Origin of the sequence: Roseovarius indicus (genome assembly GCF_008728195.1) — a bacterium.
Lineage (GTDB): Bacteria > Pseudomonadota > Alphaproteobacteria > Rhodobacterales > Rhodobacteraceae > Roseovarius > Roseovarius indicus.
In genome coordinates, this window is sequence record NZ_CP031598.1 from 2,392,670 (window position 1) to 2,408,649 (window position 15,980).

General features: G+C 64.7%; 19 protein-coding genes. 12 read left to right on the forward strand and 7 right to left on the reverse strand.

What is annotated here, in order from left to right; genetic code table 11:
• The first annotated feature begins 42 nt into the window (after nucleotides 1-42).
• From yajC to RIdsm_RS11140, 10 genes are all read left to right on the forward strand, one after another.
• Nucleotides 43-324 (forward strand): preprotein translocase subunit YajC, encoded by a 282-nt coding sequence (gene yajC / locus RIdsm_RS11095; protein WP_057819364.1) that lies wholly within the window; start codon nucleotides 43-45, stop codon nucleotides 322-324.
• Between the two features lie 40 nt (nucleotides 325-364).
• Nucleotides 365-3,028 carry a protein translocase subunit SecD gene (gene secD / locus RIdsm_RS11100; RefSeq protein WP_057819362.1) on the forward strand — a complete coding sequence of 888 codons (2,664 nt, stop codon included), beginning with the start codon at nucleotides 365-367 and terminating at the stop codon, nucleotides 3,026-3,028.
• A complete protein-coding gene (locus RIdsm_RS11105) occupies nucleotides 3,021-3,782 on the forward strand; it encodes a sulfite exporter TauE/SafE family protein (RefSeq protein WP_057819360.1) in 762 nt (253 codons plus the stop codon). The genes secD and RIdsm_RS11105 overlap by 8 nt, the downstream gene beginning before the upstream one ends.
• Nucleotide 3,783: 1 nt before the next feature.
• A complete protein-coding gene (locus RIdsm_RS11110; protein WP_057819358.1) occupies nucleotides 3,784-4,137 on the forward strand; it encodes an Mth938-like domain-containing protein in 354 nt (117 codons plus the stop codon).
• A gap of 85 nt (nucleotides 4,138-4,222) precedes the next feature.
• Nucleotides 4,223-4,840 carry a heme ABC exporter ATP-binding protein CcmA gene (gene ccmA / locus RIdsm_RS11115; RefSeq protein WP_057819533.1) on the forward strand — a complete coding sequence of 206 codons (618 nt, stop codon included), beginning with the start codon at nucleotides 4,223-4,225 and terminating at the stop codon, nucleotides 4,838-4,840.
• Complete coding sequence (gene ccmB / locus RIdsm_RS11120; RefSeq protein ID WP_057819356.1) at nucleotides 4,837-5,493, forward strand: heme exporter protein CcmB; 657 nt, start codon at nucleotides 4,837-4,839, stop codon at nucleotides 5,491-5,493. Before ccmA ends, ccmB begins: the two co-directional genes overlap by 4 nt.
• Nucleotides 5,494-5,509: 16 nt before the next feature.
• Complete coding sequence (locus RIdsm_RS11125) at nucleotides 5,510-6,247, forward strand: heme ABC transporter permease (protein ID WP_057819354.1); 738 nt, start codon at nucleotides 5,510-5,512, stop codon at nucleotides 6,245-6,247.
• Nucleotides 6,244-6,402: a heme exporter protein CcmD gene (gene ccmD / locus RIdsm_RS11130; RefSeq protein ID WP_177228449.1), complete on the forward strand. Its 159-nt coding sequence runs from the start codon at nucleotides 6,244-6,246 to the stop codon at nucleotides 6,400-6,402. Before RIdsm_RS11125 ends, ccmD begins: the two co-directional genes overlap by 4 nt.
• The gene (locus RIdsm_RS11135; RefSeq protein ID WP_057819352.1) at nucleotides 6,395-6,940 is read left to right on the forward strand and encodes a DsbE family thiol:disulfide interchange protein; all 546 of its coding nucleotides are present in this window, start codon (nucleotides 6,395-6,397) and stop codon (nucleotides 6,938-6,940) included. The genes ccmD and RIdsm_RS11135 overlap by 8 nt, the downstream gene beginning before the upstream one ends.
• Entirely contained in the window at nucleotides 6,937-8,034 is a 1,098-nt protein-coding gene (locus tag RIdsm_RS11140; protein WP_057819350.1) for an ABC transporter ATP-binding protein, read from the forward strand. The genes RIdsm_RS11135 and RIdsm_RS11140 overlap by 4 nt, the downstream gene beginning before the upstream one ends.
• A 192-nt stretch (nucleotides 8,035-8,226) precedes the next feature.
• Here the strand turns inward: RIdsm_RS11140 and RIdsm_RS11145 are convergent, their stop codons facing one another.
• From RIdsm_RS11145 to purB, 4 genes are all read right to left on the reverse strand, one after another.
• The gene (locus tag RIdsm_RS11145; RefSeq protein WP_057819347.1) at nucleotides 8,227-9,312 is read right to left on the reverse strand and encodes a flagellar motor switch protein FliG; all 1,086 of its coding nucleotides are present in this window, start codon (nucleotides 9,310-9,312) and stop codon (nucleotides 8,227-8,229) included.
• A gap of 112 nt (nucleotides 9,313-9,424) precedes the next feature.
• Nucleotides 9,425-9,583, reverse strand: coding sequence for a chitin-binding domain-containing protein (locus tag RIdsm_RS11150; RefSeq protein WP_138178986.1), 159 nt, complete (start codon nucleotides 9,581-9,583; stop codon nucleotides 9,425-9,427).
• Nucleotides 9,584-9,658: 75 nt separating this feature from the next.
• Nucleotides 9,659-10,192, reverse strand: coding sequence for a tetratricopeptide repeat protein (locus tag RIdsm_RS11155; RefSeq protein WP_057819346.1), 534 nt, complete (start codon nucleotides 10,190-10,192; stop codon nucleotides 9,659-9,661).
• A 104-nt stretch (nucleotides 10,193-10,296) separates the two neighbouring features.
• On the reverse strand, nucleotides 10,297-11,604 hold the full coding sequence (purB, locus tag RIdsm_RS11160) for an adenylosuccinate lyase (RefSeq protein WP_057819344.1): 1,308 nt from the start codon (nucleotides 11,602-11,604) through the stop codon (nucleotides 10,297-10,299).
• Between the two features lie 82 nt (nucleotides 11,605-11,686).
• Here purB and RIdsm_RS11165 point away from each other — a divergent pair, with 82 nt between their 5' ends.
• Nucleotides 11,687-12,100 (forward strand): DUF6314 family protein, encoded by a 414-nt coding sequence (locus RIdsm_RS11165; RefSeq protein WP_236553371.1) that lies wholly within the window; start codon nucleotides 11,687-11,689, stop codon nucleotides 12,098-12,100.
• Nucleotides 12,101-12,486: 386 nt separating this feature from the next.
• Nucleotides 12,487-13,233 (forward strand): heme-dependent oxidative N-demethylase family protein, encoded by a 747-nt coding sequence (locus RIdsm_RS11170; RefSeq protein WP_057819340.1) that lies wholly within the window; start codon nucleotides 12,487-12,489, stop codon nucleotides 13,231-13,233.
• Here RIdsm_RS11170 and RIdsm_RS11175 read toward each other — a convergent pair.
• From RIdsm_RS11175 to RIdsm_RS11185, 3 genes are all read right to left on the reverse strand, one after another.
• Nucleotides 13,221-14,006, reverse strand: a complete 786-nt coding sequence (locus RIdsm_RS11175) for a hypothetical protein (RefSeq protein WP_057819338.1) — start codon at nucleotides 14,004-14,006, stop codon at nucleotides 13,221-13,223. The genes RIdsm_RS11170 and RIdsm_RS11175 overlap by 13 nt on opposite strands.
• Before the next feature lie 155 nt (nucleotides 14,007-14,161).
• Nucleotides 14,162-14,968 (reverse strand): lytic murein transglycosylase, encoded by an 807-nt coding sequence (locus RIdsm_RS11180; RefSeq protein WP_057819336.1) that lies wholly within the window; start codon nucleotides 14,966-14,968, stop codon nucleotides 14,162-14,164.
• Between the two features lie 77 nt (nucleotides 14,969-15,045).
• Entirely contained in the window at nucleotides 15,046-15,945 is a 900-nt protein-coding gene (locus RIdsm_RS11185) for a hypothetical protein (RefSeq protein WP_177228448.1), read from the reverse strand.
• Between the last annotated feature and the right edge of the window lie 35 nt (nucleotides 15,946-15,980).

Below are 15,980 nucleotides of genomic sequence, written 5' to 3' on the forward strand. Positions count from 1 at the left end.
TTCCGCGGCCAAGGCCGCCTTCAACCGACAAGGAAAGCGCGCATGGAAGCCCTTGGCCAGTTCGTCCCCCTCATCCTGATCTTCGCCATCATGTGGTTCCTGCTGATCCGGCCTCAGCAGAAAAAACTCAAGGAACACAAGGCGATGGTCCAGGCTCTTCGCCGTGGCGACCAGGTCGTCACGCAAGGCGGGCTGATCGGCAAGGTCTCCAAGGTCAAGGACGAGGACGAGATCGAGGTCGAGATCGCCCAGGGGGTCAAGGTACGGGTCGTCAAGTCGACCGTGGCCCAGGTTCTGTCGAAGACCGAGCCGGCCGAGTCCTGACCCTGAGGTTCGCCCTCTATCCCATTGTAAAGGCTGAATAATGCTACAGATCGACCTGTGGAAGCGCGTTGTCATCTGGGCCCTCGTGGCCCTCGGCCTCTTCATGGCGCTGCCCAACGTTTTCTACCCCCGGGTCGAGACCTACAATGACGCGACCGCCCTCATCGAGCGCGGAGCGACGCCGGCCGAACTGGAAGAAAAAGGCCTTACACAACAAGAGCTTGAGCAGCAGGCCGGCCAATGGCCCGACTGGATGCCCTCCAGCCTCGTCAATCTCGGCCTCGACCTGCGCGGCGGCGCCCATCTTCTGGCCGAGGTTCAGGTCGAGGATGTCTACGAATCCCGCATCGAGTCGATGTGGCCGGAAATCCGCGACGTGCTCCGCGAAGAGCGCGACCGCGTCGGCCCGATCCGTCTGCAACCTATTGAAAACACGGAGCTTCGTGTTCGCCTCGTCGAGAATGCCGACGAGGTGGATTATGCGGCCTCGGTCGTGCGCGGTCTGGCCCGGCCGGTCACCAGCCTGACCGGCGTCAACGCCAGCGACATCGAAGTCAGCACCGATGGCGACGAGATCGTCGTGCGCCTGAGCGAGGCCGAACGGCGCGCGACAGATGAGCGCACTGTCCGCCAGGCGCTCGAAATCGTCCGCCGCCGGATCGACGAGGTCGGCACCCGCGAACCCACCATCCAGCGGCAGGGCTCCGACCGTATCCTGATCCAGGTCCCCGGCATCGGCAGCGCTGCTGAGCTCAAGGACATCATCGGCACCACCGCCCAGCTGACCTTCCAGCCCGTCGTCGGCCGCACGTCCAACGCCGACGAAAGCCCGGGCGCCGGCAACGAGGTTCTTCCCTCGCTCGACCAGGAGGGCGTCTATTACGTCCTTGAAAGCGCGCCTGTCGTGACGGGTGAAGAGTTGGTCGATGCGCAGCCCGATTTCGACCAGAATGGCCGACCGGCCGTTTCGTTCCGCTTCAACCCCTCCGGCGCGCGCAAGTTCGGTGACTATACGGCGGCCAATATCGGCAACCCCTTCGCGATCGTGCTCGACGAGAAGGTGATCAGCGCCCCGGTTATCCAGGCCCACATCGCCGGCGGCTCAGGCATCATCACGGGCGATTTCTCGGTCGAGGAGAGTACCAATCTTGCCGTTCTCCTGAGGGCAGGGGCCCTTCCCGCAGGGCTCGACTTCCTCGAGGAGCGCACCATCGGGCCCGAGCTTGGGGCCGACAGTATCGAGGCCGGCAAGATCGCCTGTATTGCCGCCTTCGCCTTCGTGCTGATCTTCATGTTCCTGAGCTATGGCACTTTCGGGATATTCGCCAACATCGCCCTGATCATCAACGTCGGCCTGATCTTCGGCCTGCTCAGCATGATCGGCGCCACGCTGACCCTGCCGGGCATCGCCGGCATCGTGCTGACCATCGGCATGGCGGTCGACGCCAACGTGCTGGTGTTCGAGCGAATCCGAGAGGAAATGCGAACCTCGAAAGGTCCTGCACGCGCCATCCAGCTCGGTTACGAGCGTGCGCTCAGCGCCATCACCGACGCCAACATCACCACCTTCATCACCGCGCTGATCCTTTTTGCCATGGGCAGCGGTCCGGTCAGGGGCTTTGCGATCACCCTCGGCCTTGGCATTGTCACGTCGGTCTTCACGGCGATCTACGTGACGCGCCTGCTGGTCGTCATGTGGTTCGAGCGCAAACGGCCCAAGACCGTGCTGCAGGGCCGAGCGCTGCGGCTTGTGCCGAAAGAGACCAAGTGGGATTTCTTCCGCCGCTGGAAGCTGTCCCTCGGCATCTCTGCCGTTCTGATCGTGGTGGCGCTGGGGTCGTTCGCGGCCCAGGGTCTGAATTTCGGCATCGACTTCCGTGGCGGTACGACCATCCGGACGGAAAGCGCCCAGCCGATCGATATCGGGGAATACCGCGAGTCAATCCAGCAGTTGGAACTGGGTGATATCACGATCACCGAGGTGTTCGACCCGACCTTCGGCGCCGATCAGAACGTTGCCATGATCCGCATTCAGGCGCAGGACGACCAGGAAAGCGTATCGGCCGACACCATCCAGGCGGTCGAGGATGCCCTGCAGGAGGCGGTGCCGGATATCGAGTTCACCTCGGTTGAGAGCGTCGGGCCCAAGGTCTCCGGCGAGCTCATCCAGACGGCGGTGGTCGCTGTTTTGCTGGCGATCGGGGCGGTGCTGGTCTACATCTGGCTCAGGTTCGAATGGCAGTTTGCATTGGGTGCCGTTGCGGCACTGGTCCATGACGTGGTGCTGACCATCGGGATATTCTCGGAACTGCAAATCCAGTTCGACCTTGCGATCATCGCGGCACTTCTGACGATCGTCGGTTACTCGCTCAACGACACCGTGGTCGTCTTCGACCGGGTGCGCGAGAACCTGCGGAAGTACAAGAAGAAGCCGTTGAGCGAGGTGCTCAACATCTCGATCAACGAAACCCTCAGCCGGACGATGATGACCTCTGTCACCACGCTTCTGGCCCTTCTGGCGCTCTTCGTGCTGGGCGGCGACGTGATCCGCGGGTTCGTCTTCGCGATGATCTGGGGCGTGATCGTGGGGACCTATTCGTCGGTCTTCGTGGCCAGCACGATCCTTCTGTGGTTGGGTGTCAAGCGCGACTGGTCGAAGCCCGACAAGGGCGCGGGGACGCAGTTCGCCGACGTGGATGCCTGAAGCCCTGACCCAGGCCCTGGCGGCGCCGGGGCTGATCTGGCTGCTGTTCACCATCGGCCTTGCCGGTATCGTCAGGGGGTTCTCCGGTTTCGGCACGGCGTTGATCTTCGTGCCGGTCGCCAACATCTTCCTCGAGCCCAAGACCGTGGTCACGGTGATCGCGCTGACCGGCGTCGCCAGCAACGCCGTGGTGCTGCCACGGGCATGGGGACAGGCTAGCCGGGGCGAGGTGGGCCTGCTGGTCCTGGCGGCGCTGTTGACCGTTCCGGCGGGGCTGTGGCTTCTGGATGTGCTCGACAAGACCACCGTGCGGTGGGTCGTGACCTTCATCGCCGGCGGCATGCTGGCGGCGCTCGTTGCGGGCTGGCGGTTTTCAGGCGTGGTGTCGCGGCCGATGCTGCTGGTGATCGGGGCGGCGGCCGGCGTCATCGGGGGCATGACGGGGCTGACCGGGCCGGTGGTGATTCTCTTCTACCTCGCGGGGCAGGCGGTGGCCCAGTCGGTCAGGGCCAACACGATCCTGTTCCTCGCCGCGCTCGACGTGGTGATCCTGACGAACCTGTTCCTGCAGGGCGCCGTGACGCTGGAAATCGTGTACCTGGCCGTCGTTCTGTCGTTGCCCTATGCCATGACGACCATGCTGGGCCAGTCGCTGTTTGACCCCAGGCACGAGCGCCTTTACCGCTGGGCCGCCTATGGCGTGATCGCGCTGGCGGTTGTCAGCGGTCTGCCGGTTTGGAACAATGGAGGGTGACATGCAACTGAACGAGATGAGTTTCGACGGCGCCACCCCGATCGACGGCTACGGACCCGGGTTCTTCCGGATCGGCGGGCAGGCCATCGAAGGCGGCGTGCTGGTCACGGCACGGGGCGCCAGAAGCTGGGGCGGGTACGAGGATATGCGGCCGCTTCTGGATATCAAGGAAGAGGTGGACGTGCTCTTCGTGGGCACGGGCGCCGATACGGCCCACATCCCTTCGGGTCTGCGTCAGCCGCTCGAGGCGGCGGGCCTGGGCGTCGAGGTGATGAACTCGCCCGCCGCCTGCCGTACCTACAATGTCCTGCTGTCGGAAGGCCGGCGCGTGGCTGTGGCGCTGTTGCCCGTGTAAGGCGGCAGGTCCTGCGTCATTTGTCGCGGCCGGCGCAAGGCGCATGCGCCTTTCCCACCACGATCCTATGCGCTATGGGGTGGCCATGAGCCTCGAGGTGACAGATCTCTCCATTGCGCGCGGGGGCGTGCGGGTGCTGGAGGGCGTGAGTTTCACGCTTGCCCCCGGCCAGGCACTGGTGTTGCGTGGGCCGAACGGGATTGGCAAAACGACGCTCCTGCGCACCGTGGCAGGCTTGCAACCGCCCGTCGGTGGTACGGTAAGGGCCGAGCCCGAAAGCCTTGTCTACGCGGGACATGCCGACGGGATCAAGGCTACGCTGAGCGTATCCGAAAACCTGAGCTTCTGGGCGCAGGTCTTTGGAAAGTCGGATATTTCCCCGGCACTTGAGGCCTTCGACCTGACCCCGCTGGCGGATCGTGCGGCGGGGATGTTGTCGGCTGGCCAGAAACGCCGTTTGGGCCTCGCCCGCCTGCTGGTGACCGGCAGGCCGGTCTGGGTTCTCGATGAGCCCACCGTCTCGCTCGATCGGGAAGCTGTGGCAATGTTCGCTGAGGTCGTTGGCACCCATCTTGCGGGGGGCGGATCGGCGCTTTTGGCGACGCATATCGACCTTGGCATCGACGGGGCCGAGGTGCTCGACGTGGCCCCGTTCCGGGCCCGTGCCACAGAGGTCGACGATTTCGACGAGGCCTTTCTGTGATCGCACTTCTGACCCGCGACATGCGCCTTGCCATCCGGGCCGGCGGGGGCTTTGGCCTCGGGCTGGCGTTCTTCCTGATCGTGGTCACGCTGGTGCCCTTCGGCGTCGGCCCGCAAAGCGACCTTTTGGCGACAATCGCCCCGGGTATCCTCTGGCTGGGCGCGCTGCTGGCCTGCCTGCTGTCGCTCGACCGTATCTTCGCGCTCGACTGGGAAGACGGCAGCCTCGATCTGCTGGCCACCGCCCCTCTGCCGATGGAAGCCGCCGTAAGCGTCAAGGCGCTGGCGCACTGGCTGACCACGGGGCTTCCGCTGGTGCTGGCGACGCCGGTCTTCGGGTTGCTTTTAAGCCTGCCTTCAACGGGTTACGCGCCGCTCTTGCTGTCGCTCCTGCTTGGAACGCCGGCCCTGTCGGTGATCGGCACGTTCGGCGCGGCGCTGACCGTGGGGCTGAAGCGGGGCGGGTTGCTCTTGTCTCTGCTCGTGCTGCCGCTTTATGTGCCGACGCTGATCTTTGGCGCCGAAATGGCGCGGCGGGGCGTCGACGGGCTCGATTATTACACGCCGCTGCTGATGCTGGCGGGGATCACCTGCGGCACGATCGCGCTTTTGCCTTTCGCGTCGGCTGCGGTATTGAAGGTCAATCTGAGGTAGCCAGCGGGAATCGGTGATGAATCTCAACAGGCTCTGGGAATATGCGAACCCGAAGAAGTTCATCGAGACCACCGACAGGGTGCTGCCGGCGGTGTCGATCCTGGCCGTGCTGTGCCTCGTGGTGGGGCTGATCTGGGGCTTTTTCTTCACGCCCGACGATTACCGTCAGGGCTCGACGGTCAAGATTATCTATATCCACGTGCCAAGCGCGCTCATGGCCATAAACGCATGGCTGATGATGCTGGTCACGTCGCTGGTCTGGATCGTGCGGCGGCACCATGTGAGCGCGCTTGCGGCGCGGGCCGCGGCACCGGTCGGCCTCGTCATGACGGTGATCGCGCTGCTGACGGGGGCGATCTGGGGGCAGCCGATGTGGGGGACATGGTGGGCGTGGGATCCGAGGCTGACCTCGTTCCTCATCCTGTTCCTGTTCTACCTGGGCTATATCGCGTTGTGGGAGGCGATCGAGAACGATGACACGGCGGCCGATCTGACCTCGATCCTGTGCCTGGTGGGCTCTGTATTCGCCCTGCTCAGCCGTTACGCGGTGAACTTCTGGAACCAGGGCCTTCACCAGGGCGCGTCACTGAGCCTCGACAAGGAAGAGAACGTCGCCGACGTGTTCTATTACCCGCTGCTGGTGGCGATCGCGGGGTTCGTGCTGCTGTTCATTGCGCTCGTGCTGTTGCGGACCAGGACGGAAATTCGCGCCCGCCGGATGCGGGCCCTTTTGGCACGGGAGCGGATGGGATGATGCCGGATCTTGGAAAATATGCCGAAACCGTCCTGTCGGCCTATGCGGTGTCTATCGTGCTTCTGGTGGTGCTGGTCGCTTTGAGCCTGCGCCGCAGCCGCAAGGTGAAAGACCAGCTGGAAGCTGTTGAAAAGAAGGTCAGAAAACATGGCTAAAGTGTCGCCCCTGATGATCGCGCCGCCGGTGATCTTCGCCGCGCTGGCCGCGCTCTTCTATTTCGGAATGCAGCGCGAGAACCCCGATGATCTGCCCTCGACCTTTATCGGGCGCGAGGCGCCGCCGGTGCCCGAGGCCGATCTCGAGGGGCGCGAGGATTTCGACGACGCCACCCTGCGGGCCGGCGAGGTGACGGTGGTCAACTTCTGGGCCAGCTGGTGCCCGCCATGCCGGGCCGAGCATCCGACGCTGCACAAGCTGGCCGAAGAGGGCATTCAGCTTTACGGCGTCAATTTCAAGGACGAAGCCGCGCAGGCCAACAAGTACCTCGACAATGAGGGCAACCCGTTCCTCGGGATTGCCTTCGATCCCAAGGGGCGCACGGCGATCGACTGGGGCGTCACGGCGCCGCCCGAAACCTTTATCATCGGGCCCGATGGCAAGGTGCTCTACAAGTTCATCGGACCGCTGGTGGGCAGCGATTACGAGCAGCGTTTCCGGCCGGAACTCGAGAAGGCCCTGGAGGCGCCGCGGTGAACGTAGCCGTTCCCAGACTCGAGGCGAAACATCTCCTGCGGCGCTATGGCGGGCGCGTCGTGGTCAACGATGTTTCGCTGCATGTGAACCCGGGGCAGGTGACCTGTCTTCTGGGGCCGTCGGGCTGCGGGAAGTCGACCACGCTGCGGATGATCGCCGGGGTCGAGATGCAGGACTCGGGCGAGATCTATGTCGACGGGTCGCTGATCTGCGACACGGTGTTCCGCGTGCCGCCGGAGCGGCGGAATATTGGCCTTATGTTTCAAGACTTTGCGCTGTTCCCGCACCTGAAGGTGGGGGAGAACGTGGCGTTCGGTCTGTCGGGGGACAAGGCCGTGATGGCGCGGCGGGTCAGCGAGTTGCTGGAGCGGGTCGGGTTGGCGGATTACGGGAATGCCTATCCGCACGAGTTGTCGGGGGGCGAGCAGCAGCGGGTGGCGCTGGCGCGGGCCCTAGCGCCGCGGCCGTCGATCATGCTGATGGACGAGCCGTTTTCGGGTCTCGACAACCGGCTGCGCGATGGCATTCGCGACGAGACGCTGGAGATCCTGCGGGAGCAGGATACGGCCGTGCTGCTGGTCACGCATGAGCCGGAAGAGGCGATGCGGATGGCCGACAACATCGCGCTGATGCGCGATGGGCGGATCGTGCAGGAGGGCGCGCCCTACAATATCTACAACGCCCCGGCCGACCGGGATGCGGTGGCTTTCTTCAGTGATATCAACGTGATCCGGGGCAAAGTTGAAGGGTCCCTGGTGCAGACGCCATTTGGACAGTTCCTGGCGCCTGGGGTGCATGAGGGTAACGAGGTCGAGATCGTCATTCGCCCGCAGCACGTGAAGATCGACTTCGACCGGAGCGGGCGCGGGCCCGATCCGACGATCGAATATGGCACCCCGGCGCGAGGTGTCGTGAAGCGGGCGCGGTTCATGGGGTCGGAGAGCCTGGTGGAGTTCAGGATGGACCATGACGGATCGATTTTCCGGGTGACGGTGCCGAATGTCTTCCTGCCGGCGGAGGGCAAGGTGATGTGGTTGATGATCCGGCGGAACAAGTGTTTCCTGTTCCCGATCAAGCGGACCAACGCGGCCTGAGGGACACGCGTTAAGGGACGGTTTTGCCCGGAATCCAACGTCGGTATCGCGTCGGTATAACGTCGGTATTTTGTCGGTGTTTTTTCCCGAAAGCCTTGTGCGCAAGGGTGTTAACGCACCGGGCGTTGCGTGACAGGACAAGGTGAGATGGCGCGGCGGTGAAAGGCCACGGGGAGGTGGGTTTCACCCACCCTACGGTTCGGAGGTGTCGTCCTCCGGGACGAGGAGGGTGATCTCGCCCGACGCCTCGAGCGTGCGGATGGTGTTGATGACGGCGGTCATCGCCGCCTCGCCATCCTTGGCGCTGACGGTGCCCTGTTCGTCGATCTCGTCCCGCAGCGCGTCTCCCATGCGTTTCGACAGGCTGTCGAGCAGGAAGGTGGCGGCGCCGATGAGATCGTCGTCGCCCGAGGCGAGCGCGGCGGCGAGTGCCGGGGCCAGATCCTGACGGGGCATGTCGCGGGTGATGGTGGGCACGTCGCGCGGGTTGATCCGGTCGGGGATGTTGGCAAAGGTGAAGATTGCCTTGCGCACGAGGCGGGCGAAGTCGAGATCGGTTTCCTCGAGCCCGGTGAGCACGTCGTCGCGGGTGGCGGCCTGGGAGTAGTTGAGGATGGCGCCGACCCGTTCCACCGGACCGCTGTCGAAGGCGGTGGGGGGCACCTGGTGCAGCTGGGCGGCGAGCGAGAGGCCGATCCGGTCGACGGCATCGGGCGTGGCGGCCTCGGTCTGTGACACCGCGTAGGTGATGCGGCGGGCGGTGGCCCCGGGCAGTCGGCCCAGAAGCTCGGCCGCGCGGGTGACGTCGAGCTTGGACAGAAGGATCGCCGCCACCTCGGTGCTTTCGGATTGCAGGATGTTCAGGAGGTGCTGGGCGTCGGCGTTGCAGACCTGTTGCCACGGGTCGCCGAACTGGCGCACGCCGGCCTCTTTCCTGAGGCGGGCGGCGGTCTGGGCGCTGATCCGGCCGTCGAGGGCGGAGAGGGCACCGGCGACGCCGCGCGGGAAGGTCAGACCCATCGCCTCGAGCTCTTCCGAGAATTCGGAGACGACGGCGGTGAGGGTCGTGCGATCGACATAGCGCATTGAGCCCATCTGGGTGGTGAGCTCGGCCTGCAGCCCCTCTGGCAGGTCGGTGAGCGGCACGTCTGCCCCTTCATTGAGCAGGAAGCGCACGATGATGGCGGCTTTCTGCCGACGAGTGAGACGGGCCGCGGCAGAACCGGAAGAACCGGGGCCGGCCGGCAGGGCGAGGCGCGCAAGGTCGGTGGAGGACATACCGATTCCCGAACTGGTGACGAGGGGGACACTAGGGCGGGAAGGTGAAGAAAGCTCTAAACGAAAACGGGCGGCAAAGGCGCCGCCCGTTCCATGCAGATTGGAGCCGCGATCAGCTGGTCGTGGGCACGCAGGACTTCGATTCAGAGTCGTAGGTGCTGCCTTCGGCACAGTTCATCGCCTGTTGTTCATGGTAGGTGCAGCTGGCATAGGCCGAAACGGCCGATGCGACGGTGAGTGCGGCTGCGGTCAGAATGGTCTTCACTTTCATGGTGTACCTCTCCTGTTTGGATGACTGTTTTATAACATAGTTCGTCTTGCCGTTGGGTCACATTTTGGCGCGACCTCAATAATTGTAGGTGGTGCCGGTCAATATGGCCTGCCTCAGCGAGGTTTCCGGCCACGTGCCGGCCCCCCCATGCGCTGAAATTTCGAGCAGTTGGCGCCTGGCCGCCACGAGGTCGCCGGTTTCGACGAAGGCCTGCCCCATGTAGGAGCGCGCGGCGATGTTGCCGGGGTTCTTTTCGAGCGCGGCTTCGTAGAAGCTCATACCCTTGTCCATGTCGCCCAACTTGCGGTGGGTGAAGCCCCAGTAGGTGAGCACGCGGTCGTCGGACTGGTCGGACATGGCGGCAAGCGCCGCTTGCGCGTTCTCGAGCTGGCCGGCATAGGCGAATTCGCGCACCGCACCGAAAAGCGTGTCGTCATCGAGCGCACCGCTTTTCGGGGTTACGCAACGCTGGGTGCGGCTGTCCCAGACCTGGCCATTGGTGCAATCCTGCGTGGTCTGGGTGGGTTTCGGCGGGTCGTCGTCGAAGCGGTCCTTGGCGATGGCAAGGCCCGGAACCGTGAGAGCGGCGATGAGAACGGCGCGAAGCATGGTGACCCCCTGTGATCGGTTTTGCCCCCAGATACGCAGCTGCCTGTGAAACAGTTGCAAAATACCCGGGCCGATCACGGGGTTGTGAGGTCAGCCTTGTGAGGTCAGCTTTCGCCGAAGACGCGGCGGAAGATCGTGTCGACATGCTTGGTGTGGTAGTCCATGTCGAACTTTTCCTCGATCTGCTCCTTGCTCAGGGCGGCGCAGACCTCTTCGTCGGCGAGGAGCTCTTCCTTGAAATCGGTCCGGTGTTCCCAGACCTTGAGCGCGTTGCGCTGGACCATGGCGTAGGCGTCTTCGCGGCTGACGCCCGCTTGCGTCAGGGCCAGCAGGACGCGTTGGGACATGACGAGCCCGGGGAACTTGTTCATGTTCTCGAGCATGTTTTCCGGGAAGATGATCATCTTGTCGACCACGCCCGTGAGGCGGGCGAGGGCGAAGTCGAGGGTGACGGTGGCGTCGGGGCCGATCATCCGCTCGACCGAGGAGTGGGAAATGTCGCGCTCGTGCCAGAGGGCCACGTTTTCCATCGCCGGGATGACCGACATGCGCACGAGGCGGGCGAGACCGGTGAGGTTTTCGGTCAGGACGGGGTTCTTCTTGTGCGGCATGGCCGAGGAGCCCTTCTGGCCCATCGAGAAGAACTCGGCGCCTTCCAGCACCTCGGTGCGCTGCATGTGGCGGATCTCGATCGCGACGTTCTCGATCGAGGAGGCGACGACGCCGAGGGTGGCGAAGAAGGCGGCGTGGCGGTCGCGGGGGATGACCTGCGTGCTGATGGGCTCGGGTTTGAGGCCGAGCTTTTGGCAGACATGCTCCTCTACGCGAGGGTCGATATTGGCGAAGGTGCCGACGGCGCCGGAGATGGCGCCGGTGGCGACCTCGTCGCGGGCGGTGCGTAGGCGGGTGAGGTTGCGCTCCATCTCGGCGTAGAAGCGGGCGAAGGTGAGGCCCATGGTGGTCGGCTCGGCATGGATGCCGTGGGAGCGGCCGACGCGGAGGGTCATCTTGTGCTCGAAGGCGCGGCGCTTGAGGGCGGCGAGGAGGCCCTCCATGTCGGCGATCAGGATGTCGGCGGCGCGGGTGAGCTGGATGTTGAAGCAGGTGTCGAGGACGTCCGAGGAGGTCATGCCCTGGTGGACGAAGCGGGCCTCGTCGGAGCCCACGTGTTCGGCCAGGTGGGTGAGGAAGGCGATGACATCGTGCTTGGTGACCGCCTCGATCTCGTCGATGCGGGCGACGTCGAACTCGACGTTGTTGGCTTTCCAGACGGCCTCTGCATTTTTCCGCGGGATGACGCCCAGATCGGCCATCGCGTCGCAGGCGTGGGCCTCGATCTCGTACCAGATACGGAACTTGGTGGCGGGTTCCCAGATTTGGACCATGTCGGGGCGGGAGTAGCGGGGAATCATGCTGAGCGGTTTTCCGGTTTGAATGGGCTGTCGCGGGGGGTTTAGACTTATGCGCGCTGAGCGGCAAGGCAGGAGCAGGAAAGTGACACTTGGCCTGATGAATTTCGAGGGCAGCTGGCAGGTCGGGCGGCGGATCGAGAATGCCGAGGGGCCCGATGCGCGGTTCGAGGGCGTGGCGCGGTTCGAGCCGGATGGCGCGGGGCTGGTCTATGCCGAGGAGGGGGAGCTGCAGCTGGAGGGGCAGCCGCCCATCCGGGGGGAACGGCGCTACCTGTGGCGGCAGGACGCGGACGGGGCGATCGCGGTGTTCTTCGATGACGGGCGGGATTTTCACCGGTTCGATCCGGGGGCGGAGGCGCCGGGGGACCGGCACCATTGTGCGCCGGATGTCTATGACGTGACCTATGATTTCAGCGGTTGGCCGGAATGGGAGAGCCGCTGGCGGGTGACCGGGCCGCGGAAGGATTACGTGATGGTTTCGCGGTATCGGCGGTGAGCGGGCGGAGGGGGCTTTGCCTTTTAAGTGAGCACGGTCACGGTTTTGAGAATGTCGACTGTGTGTGACAGAGTTGTCAGTGAATCCCGACGGTGCGATGCCGGGCATCGACGGGCCGTGGTGCGGCCCGGCGATGCGCGGCGGGCTGAAGCCCTTGATTCCGCGCAGGCGGGCTTGGCGGGTGATGGAGCCGAATTTCCAGACGTCGGGGCACTTGTGCCATCATATCGACAAAGTGTTTCGCCACGGTGGACGCCAGCCGGATGGATTGAGAGCTCCCTAAGGCGGTTCAGAGAAGTGCCAACTTGGAGCGGTGCAGCGACCCTGTGCCGCTTCCTTTCATTTTGCGGATGCGGGCGGGTGCCAGGCTGGCTAATCATGGGCGCATGACCGAGATCCTGCAGAGCGACATTCCCCATGACGTGACCGCGCCGAAGCCCCTGCCGGGGATCGCGCCGCTGGAGATGGCCGAGTGGCTGCAGGTCGACGAGGCCTTTGCGGCGCAAATGGCCGAGCGCGAGAGGCTGCTGGCCGAGCGGCGGGGCGATGTGCTGGCGGTGACGGAGGCCGGGCAGGGGGCGGCGGCGGAGCTTCTGGAGGTGGTTCTCGATTGGCTGGCCGGGAATGCGCCGGCCTATGACGTGTCGGCGACGCAGGTTCTGCGGCCCGACGGGGTGACCGTGACGGTCGACCGGGACGATCCGATGGGCACGCTGGGGCAGCTGGTGCAGGAGGATCTGTGCATCCTGGAAAAGCAGGGGGAGGAGCATGTGCTGACCGCGGCCGTGCTGTGTTTCCCAGCAAGCTGGCGCCTGGCCGACAAGATCGGGCGGCCGCTGACGACGATCCACGTGCCGGTGCCGTCTTATGACGAGGGGATCGCGCGGCGGGTGCAGCGGCTTTTCGACGGGGTGAGGGAAGGGCGGCCGCTTTGGCGATTCAACGTGCTGAGCTATGCGGCGGCCGATCTTTACCAGCCGGTGCCGCGGCAGCATCAATCGGCCCTGGGCGGCGGGCCCGAGTTGCCGTTTCTTCGGTCGGAACGGCAAAGCATCCTGCGCCTTCCGAAGACGCAGGCCTGTGTTTTCTCAATTCATACCTACGTGGTTCGGAAGCCCGCTCAGACGGCCTGAGCGGCCATCGGGAAGACGTCGCGCAGCATGGTGTAGGCGAACATCGCCGCACCGAGGGCCGGGACGTAAAGGCAGAGCGACAGCGCCAGCGTGTGGATCGTCAGCCGCAGGGGCTTGGTGGGCTCGGCGCGGGAAAGCAGCATCTGGCCGAGATCGTTGGTGAACCCGGACGTGGCGGCTTTGCCGCCTTCCTCGACCTTCCCGGAGCCCGGGGTGTTCCACGAGGTGTTGGCCGTGCCGGTGTTCCAGCGCTCCGACACGGTCTCGAACATGTCGTCATACGCCTCGGGTTCGGGCGCGCTGCCGAAGCGGTCGTTGCGCGGTTTGTTGGTGTCGCCGTGCATGTCCTGGGTGTTCATCCGCAGCAGGTCGAAGGTGCTGTCGATCAGGGCGGCGCCGACCGGTTGACGGGCATCGCCATGCAGGACGGCGGTTGCGGGCAGGTGCTCTTGCGTGCGCTCGACGATCCGGTCCGCGAGGAAGCGATAGGAGGCCGGGTCGATCATGGTGTCCTCGCCGGCGCGGGCGGCGCCGACCGCGATGACAAGGTGCCAGGGCTGGCCTTCATACCGTGCGGGCAGCCAGCCAAGCGCGACACGCACGAAGTCGCGGTCGACGATGGCGATGTCGTCGCAATCCCAGGTCAGCGACCGCTTGCGCGAGTCGACCATCTGGAAGGCGATGTCGAATTCCTCGACGATATCGGCGAAATCCATGCTCGGCTTGTAGCTGAATTCCATCGCCACGACCGAACCGAATGATTGCGTTTCCATGGTCTCAACGCCCTTGTTGCCCTTTTAATGTAAATTTAATCATCGAAATCGGTTTGGAGTGGGGACAAATTGTGGCGCTTTCGTGGTGACGCCGCGGGGATGCCGCATGAGGCGACCCCTGCAACCCCCTGTCTTGAGGGGCTTTTCCGGGCGAACTAGCCGTCGATCCGGGCGCCCATGATGGCGATGGCCTTCTGGTAGACCTCGGCCGCGTTCCACGCTTCGATCACACGGAAATTGGGCTCGCCCGGCTGATAGCCGCGGCCCGGTTTCCAGCCCTTCTGCCGCAGGAAATTGGCGGTCGAGGCCAGCGCGTCGGCCTGGCTGTAGAAGTCGACCCGGCCGTTCCGGTCGGCATCGACACCATAGGTGAGGGCGTTGCCGGGCAGGAACTGGGTATGGCCGAGCTCGCCATGCAGGGCGCCCTTGGTCTGGGCCGTGATCGAGCCCTTGTCGACCAGTTTCAGCGCCCCGATGGCGTGGGGGACGAAGAACGCCGAGCGGCGGCAATCATAGGCGAGCGTGGCGATGGCCGAGACGACCTGGCTGTCGCCCATGAACCGGCCGAACCCGGTTTCCATGCCGTGAATGGCGATCAGCACGCCGGCGGGCACCCCGTAGGACCGTTCGAGCGCGTCGTAGAAGCGGGCGTTGCGGGTCTTGAGCGCGCGGCCCTGCGAGACGATGGTGGCCGATCCGCGAACTTGCATAAACTTTTCAAGCGAGTAGCGGAAACTCTTCTGGTTGCGGTCGGCGGCGATCGTGCGGCTGGCATAACGGGTGGCGGCCAGCGCCTGAAGCCCTTTCTGCCCGACGCCCGCCTGGCGGGCTTCGGAGGCGAAGGCGGCTTTCCACGCCCCGAACCCGGCCGAGGTGTTGCCGCAGGGGGCCGCCAGCGCCGCCGATGCCGAAAAGAGGGTCAGGCCGCCGAAAAGGGCAAGGGCCGTCGAAAGCCGGGTCATGGTTCGCCTCCGTCACGTGTTGAGGGGAAGTGTAACCCGGCCAGACGGCCCCAGGGAAGCATCTTGGTTGGCGGATATCAGCCGATTATGCTTTGCAGCGCGGTCATCGCCTGGGCGGTTGAGCCGAAAGTCTGAAGGCCGATGAACGTGCCGGTGAGGGCGGCTGTCTGGGACGCGAGGCGCAGGTTCTCGCCCTTGGCGCAGTTCAGGATCAGCAGCATGATGCCCAGCGGTAGGGCGAAGAGCGCCACGGCAAAGGACAGGAACCACGCCGACAGGCGCAGGGGCGCGGCCCGCTCGATATCTTCCTTCTCGCGGGCCAGCTTGTCGGCCGCGGCCTCGGTGGCGAGAATGTCGGGGTCGACCCAGTTCTCGGTGAACACCTTGCGCAGCCGGTCGGGCGCCGCCGCATGATCGAAGATCGCCGGATCCTGGTCGGTGATCCGCTGCTGCAGCATGTCGTTGGTTTCCTCGATATCCGGAAGCGCCTTGTTGGGCGTCACGCGGCGCGGCACCACCTTGCCGGCCGGCCGCTTCTCGTCGATGGTCAGCCCCAGCGCGCCGGCGAAATCGGAGGCCGAGAGCACGACATCCGTGTCGATCCACTTGACGTAGTCGGGGGCCAGTTCCTCGTGCAGTTTCTGCAGCGACCGGGCGAGCGCGGAGTCGCGGGAGAAGGTGGAGGTGCGCTTTTCGTCCTTGCTGGCGATGGCCACGGAAAGATACGTGGGCATCCGAAGGGCGAGGGCCGACAGCGAGACGTCCTCTTCGGCTGTCAGGTAAAGCTCGAGCTGCGCGGTGGTGATCAGCGCGCGGTGCTCGGAAATGATGTGTTGGCTGGTGACACGATGCCCCAGCGCTTCGAAGCTGCCAACCACGTGGTTGGCGATGTCTACGATGTCGAGCTCACGGAACGTGGTGAAGGCCAGCCCCGCCGTCGCCCATGTATTGCCTGTCGTCATGATCAGCCCATTCATGCATTCTTTGGTTTTCATTGTCCTCCTATCTGACC